Origin of the sequence: Mesorhizobium sp. M7A.F.Ca.AU.002.02.1.1 (genome assembly GCF_003998535.1) — a bacterium.
GTDB classification, from domain to species: Bacteria; Pseudomonadota; Alphaproteobacteria; order Rhizobiales; family Rhizobiaceae; genus Mesorhizobium; species Mesorhizobium ciceri.
Genome location: NZ_RZPB01000433.1, coordinates 1 through 5,341, shown reverse-complemented (window position 1 = coordinate 5,341; position 5,341 = coordinate 1). Strand labels below are relative to the sequence as shown.

Annotated in this window: 5 protein-coding genes and 1 pseudogene; 3 read left to right on the top strand and 3 right to left on the bottom strand. The window is 63.4% G+C overall.

The genetic code is table 11. From position 1 onward, the window contains the following. Positions 1 to 119: 119 nt before the first annotated feature. Positions 120 to 761: a LysE family translocator gene (locus EN879_RS23315; RefSeq protein WP_013528810.1), complete on the bottom strand. Its 642-nt coding sequence runs from the start codon at positions 759 to 761 to the stop codon at positions 120 to 122. A 125-nt stretch (positions 762 to 886) separates the two neighbouring features. Next, positions 887 to 1,828 (bottom strand): annotated as a pseudogene (locus tag EN879_RS23310) (GGDEF domain-containing phosphodiesterase); the annotation flags it as partial. Positions 1,829 to 2,042: 214 nt separating this feature from the next. Here EN879_RS23310 and EN879_RS23305 point away from each other — a divergent pair. Together EN879_RS23305 and EN879_RS23300 are read left to right on the top strand one after the other, a co-directional pair. After that, positions 2,043 to 3,266, top strand: a complete 1,224-nt coding sequence (locus EN879_RS23305; protein ID WP_063169556.1) for an argininosuccinate synthase — start codon at positions 2,043 to 2,045, stop codon at positions 3,264 to 3,266. A 5-nt stretch (positions 3,267 to 3,271) separates the two neighbouring features. Continuing rightward, positions 3,272 to 3,793, top strand: a complete 522-nt coding sequence (locus EN879_RS23300) for a hypothetical protein (protein ID WP_027162880.1) — start codon at positions 3,272 to 3,274, stop codon at positions 3,791 to 3,793. A 72-nt stretch (positions 3,794 to 3,865) separates the two neighbouring features. On the opposite strand, the gene EN879_RS23295 is transcribed toward EN879_RS23300, so the two are convergent. Further along, complete coding sequence (locus EN879_RS23295; RefSeq protein ID WP_024504026.1) at positions 3,866 to 4,663, bottom strand: lytic transglycosylase domain-containing protein; 798 nt, start codon at positions 4,661 to 4,663, stop codon at positions 3,866 to 3,868. A gap of 141 nt (positions 4,664 to 4,804) precedes the next feature. Between EN879_RS23295 and EN879_RS23290 the strand changes: the two genes are divergently transcribed. Beyond that, on the top strand, positions 4,805 to 5,341 hold a 537-nt coding region (locus EN879_RS23290), incomplete at its 3' end, for an FAD-dependent oxidoreductase (RefSeq protein ID WP_164774536.1).

The following is a 5,341-nucleotide window of genomic DNA, read 5'->3' as shown; positions in this document are numbered from 1 at the left end:
TGATCGGCAGCGGCATGGTCGGTGGTATCTTTTACTGGCTCAGCGCCGGGCGCTGGGCCGCAAGCTGGTGGCAAGGCGAACCAGAATCAAAAGAGGATGGCCGGACAGGATGACGGCGCCTACTTCGCCTGGGCCGTCAGGATCTTGAGGGCGAAGGCGGAGAACACGCCGGCAAACAGATAGTCGACCACCCGCGTAACGCGCGGGCTTGCCTTCATCGCCGCCGAAAACTTTTCCGCCGCCAGCACCATCGGCACCGTCACCGGGACCGACAGCACGATGAACATCGTGCCCAGGAAAAACAGCTTTCCCGGTGCGTTCGGATCATGTGCGGAGACGAACTGCGGCAGGAAGGTCATGAAGAACAGGATGATCTTCGGGTTGAGCAGATTGACGCCGAGGCCCGCCGCCCAGCTGCGCAACAGCGAAATCTCGGGTCCCGTCTTCTTCTCCGGCGAAAAGGCCGAGCCCCTGGTGATTGCCTGCCAGGCCAGGAAGACGAGATAGCCGGCGCCGAAGATCTTCAGCACGAAGAATGCCATCGGCGAGGCGACGATCAGCGCCGAGACGCCGACCACCACCAGCGTGGTGTGGATCAGCGTGCCGCACAGCGCGCCGGCCATCGAGGCAAAGCCGGTGGCACGGCCCTGGCTCAGCGTGCGCGAGACGAACAGGGTCATGTCCGGCCCCGGCGTGATCGCCAGGATGACCGTGGCGATGGCGAACTGGATCAGCGTGGTGGTGTCTGGAATGAACGACATGAGCGGCCCCGGGGAATTGGGAGGCCTATACAGGATGCGCCATGTCGACGCCAGACACAGCAGCGATCCGATCTCGATCCAGCAGGCGTCTGCACGGCATTCGCTGGGCGCCGGCCGCGGCAGTCCTATGCCTGCCTGCTCAGCCGTATCCTCGCTGGCTCCTCCGCGAAGAGTCGATCGTTGCGGACATCGGTGTCCCCGGTGATCTGGTCGATCGGCTTGGGCCGGCCGAGAAAATAGCCTTGCGCCTCATTGCAGCCTTCGACCTGCAGGATGGTGAGCTGGACATGTGTCTCGACGCCTTCGGCGAGCACCGGAATGTCGAGGCTGCGGCCCAGCGTCAGCACCGCCCGGATGATGGCCTTGGCCTGCGGGCTTCGCTCGACATCGGCCATGAATGAGCGGTCGAGCTTGATCTTGTCGAAGGGAAACGAGCGCAGCGTATCGAGCGATGAATAGCCGGTGCCGAAATCGTCGATCGCGATCGTCACCCCAAGCGCCTTGACCTGGCGCAGGACATGCAGCGTGCGCACCTTGTCGGCGACGATCGTCGATTCGGTCAACTCCAGCTCCAGCCGTTTCGGCGACAGCCCGGTCTCGATCAGGATCTGATGGACGAGCTTGGCGAGATCGGCATGGGCGAACTGCACCGGCGACAAATTGACCGCGATCTTGTGGCCATTGCCCCACGAGGCCGCCTGCCGGCACGCGGTCCGCAGCACCCATTCGCCGATCGCCATGATCGAGCCGTTCTCTTCGGCAATCGGGATGAATTCGGCGGGCGGGATCATGCCATGCACGGGATGGGTCCAGCGCAGCAGCGCTTCGTAGCCGCAGGTGGCGCCGGTCGGGACCGAGGTCTGCACCTGATAGTGAAGCGAAAGCTCGCCGCGGTCGATCGCCTGGCGAAGGTCGGTGGCCAAGGCGCGGCGCGCCCGCGCCGTCTCGTCCATGGCGGATTCGTAGAAGCAGACGGCTCGCGTCACGTCGTTCTTCGCCCGGTACATGGCAAGGTCGGCGTTGCTGACCAACCGCTCGCGGTCGGCCCCGTCGCGCGGATAGACCGCGCTCCGTGCTGAACTGCATCTTCTTAGTGCTGCGATGCGGGGCGCCATGGCACGGTCCCGCCAAAACGCCACGGCCCAGGCATCGCGCTCCCGCCATGCGCTGGACCAGAAGCCATGCATGCACGCGTGCTTGCTCGCTCTGCCGTTCCTGCTAAAAGGCGCTGCGACAATCTGTGACGCCCAGGCTGGGGCGTCCGCCACCGACGGGGTAAAAATGTCCAAAACCAAAGACATCAAGAAAGTCGTGCTCTCCTATTCCGGCGGTCTCGACACATCCATCATCCTGAAATGGCTGCAGACCGAGTTCGGCGCCGAGGTCATCACCTTCACCGCCGATCTCGGTCAGGGTGAAGAGCTGGAACCGGCGCGCCGCAAGGCCGAGATGATGGGCATCAAGGACATCCGTATCGTCGATGTGCGCGAGGAATTCGTCGCCGACTTCGTCTTCCCGATGTTCCGCGCCAACACCGTCTATGAAGGCACCTATCTGCTCGGCACCTCGATCGCCCGGCCGCTGATCTCCAAGCATCTGGTCGATATAGCCCGGGAAACCGGCGCCGATGCGATCGCGCATGGCGCCACCGGCAAGGGCAACGATCAGGTTCGCTTCGAGCTCTCGGCTTACGCACTGAACCCCGACATCAAGGTCATCGCGCCGTGGCGCGACTGGTCGTTCAAGTCGCGCACCGACCTGATGAACTTTGCCGAACAGCACCAGATCCCCGTGCCGAAGGACAAGAAGGGCGAGGCGCCGTTCTCGGTCGACGCCAACCTGCTGCACTCCTCTTCCGAGGGCAAGGTTCTGGAAGATCCATGGAGCGAGCCGCCGGAATTCGTCCACCAGCGCACCGTTTCGCCGATGGATGCGCCCGACAAGGTCACCGAGATCGAGATCGAGTTCCTGAAGGGCGACCCGATCGCGCTCAACGGCAAGAAGCTGTCGCCGGCAACCATGCTGGCGGCGCTCAACGATCTCGGCCGCGACAATGGCATCGGCCGGCTCGACCTGGTCGAGAACCGCTTCGTCGGCATGAAGTCGCGCGGCGTCTACGAAACGCCAGGCGGCACCATCCTGATCGCCGCCCACCGGGCCATCGAATCGATCACGCTCGACCGAGGTGCGGCCCACCTCAAGGACGAGTTCATGCCGCGTTACGCCGAGCTGATCTATAACGGCTTCTGGTTTGCGCCCGAACGGCTGATGCTGCAGGCGATGATCGACAAGAGCCAGGAAGACGTCGAGGGCACGGTGCGGCTCAAGCTCTACAAGGGCAACGTCATGGTCACCGGCCGCAAGTCGAAGAAGACGCTTTACTCCGATGCGCTGGTCACTTTCGAGGATGACCGTGGCGCCTATGACCAGAAGGACGCCGCCGGCTTCATCCGCCTCAATGCACTGCGGCTGAGAACGCTGGCAGCGCGCAACCGCGCCAAGTAGGGCGGATGCGCGGTTTCGGTCGCTGCCTGGCGCCGCTGGTTGTTCTGGCGACGCCGGCCGCCGGCCAGGAGTTCGACCCCGCCTCTCTTGACCTTCCCGCGCTGATCGAGTGCAGGGCGGACGTTCCGACTTACAACGACTTTGCCCTGTGGCTGTCCAGCGCACCGGGTGCCGTTGAAACGCTTGGCTGGAAGGAGGTTGCCTCCGCCAATCCGTTTCTCAGCCAATACGAACTGCCGGCCAAAATCCGCGTGTTCAACCGCGAGACAGGATCGATCGTGTTTACCGCTGCGGGGCCGATGGCCGTGCTCGACGGCGTTGCCGCGCCGGAGCTTGCAAAAGAACTCGACGTCATGGCCGTGTTTTCCACGCCGCAAAAATTCCTTGGCGAAAAGGTCGTTGTCCAAAGCACCGAAGAGTCGGAAGGATTGACCTTCTCCACCGACGTCAAGCTCAACGTCTCGACCGTCGAGTCCCATCCCGGCAAGACCCTGGCCGGCTGCTCCTACACGCTCGAAATCAAATAAAAACCCGGCATTCACGCCGGGTTTTCGATCAAGTCAAAAATGGCCGGGGCCTTCTGCCCGGTGCATGTTCCGTCAATCGCCGTCGATCGCCGTGGCAATGCGGGCGATGGCCTGCTGATAGACGCTCGCGGAATTCCAGCCGGCAATCGCGCCCATATTCGCACTCGCGCTCGCACCTGCCCGCCAGCCATGGCCCTTGAGGAAGTTGGCAGTGGAAGCCAGCGCCGTGCCCTTGTCGCGCAGGTTTCCGCCGCCGACGCCATATTTCAGGACGTTTCCTGGCAGGAACTGCGTGTGTCCGATCTCGCCATGCGCGGCCCCGACCGACGAGGCTGTCAACGCCCCGCGATCGACCAGCTTCAGGGCGGCGATCGCATGCGGGTAGAAGAACCCCGGGCGGCGGCAATCATAGGCAAGCGTCAAAATCGCAGAGACGGTGTTCTGGTTGCCCATGGCCGAACCGAAGCCGGTTTCCATACCCCAGATGGCCAGCAACACGCCCGGCGACACGCCGTAATTCGCTTCGATCTTGGAGAACAGCGCCGCATTCGACTTTTTCAGCGACCGGCCCTTGGAGATAATCGCCGCGCCGCCGCGCCGCCGCATGAAATCGTCCACCGAGCCGCTGAAGGCCTTGTGAATGCCGCGGTCGACGGAGATGGTCTTTGTCGCGTAGTTCGCCCCGGCCAGAGCGGCCAGCCCCTTGGCGCCCACACCTTCCGACCTGGCCTGCGCGGCAAAGTCCTGCTTCCAGGCCTCGAAGCCGGCGCCGGTCTTGCCGCAGCTGGCCGCTGCCTGTGCGCCCGTCGCCAGCGCAAGCACCGCCATCGCGGCCGCTGCAAACATCTTTCCCTTGGCAAGAATTGCCATGTTGATCTCCTGGTTGCCTGAATCACGTCCCAATTGCGAACTTGCCAGCGAAACGCGCACTTGTCACTGTCACCGCTGCAATGCTGGCGAATGCCGTGGAATTTGCCTAGGATCAAGTGATTATTGTGGCAAGGGGGCTGCATGCAAGACGTTGATGTCGTCATCATCGGCGCCGGCTCGGCGGGTCTTGCCGCTGCCAAAACCCTGCAGGCGGCGGGGCTTTCCTTCACGCTGCTCGAAGCGATGGACCGAATCGGCGGGCGAGCCTGGACCAGCGACCAGCATTTCGGCGTGCCTTTCGACATCGGCTGCGCCTGGCTGCATGCCGCCGACCGCAATCCCTATTTTCCCGAAGCGCAAGTGGCAGGCTGGACGTTGCATCATCACGACATGAATGTCGATCATCTCTACTACCGCGAGCGCAAGGCGAGCGAAGCGGAAGAAGCCGACATGAAGGCCGCCGACGCAAAGCTGTTCGAACTGCTGGCCAGGCATGAAGTGAAGGACGGAGATGACGATCGTCTTTCGGCGCTGTTGGCAAAAGGCCATGCGCCGCGCGCCGCCGCCACCTTCGCCGGGCCGATGGATTTCGGCGCCGAAACGCGCCACCAGCGCGCCAAGGCCCTCCTTGCTGAAGTAGTTCGGGTCGAGATCGGCGGCGGCGTGCCGGTCGAACTG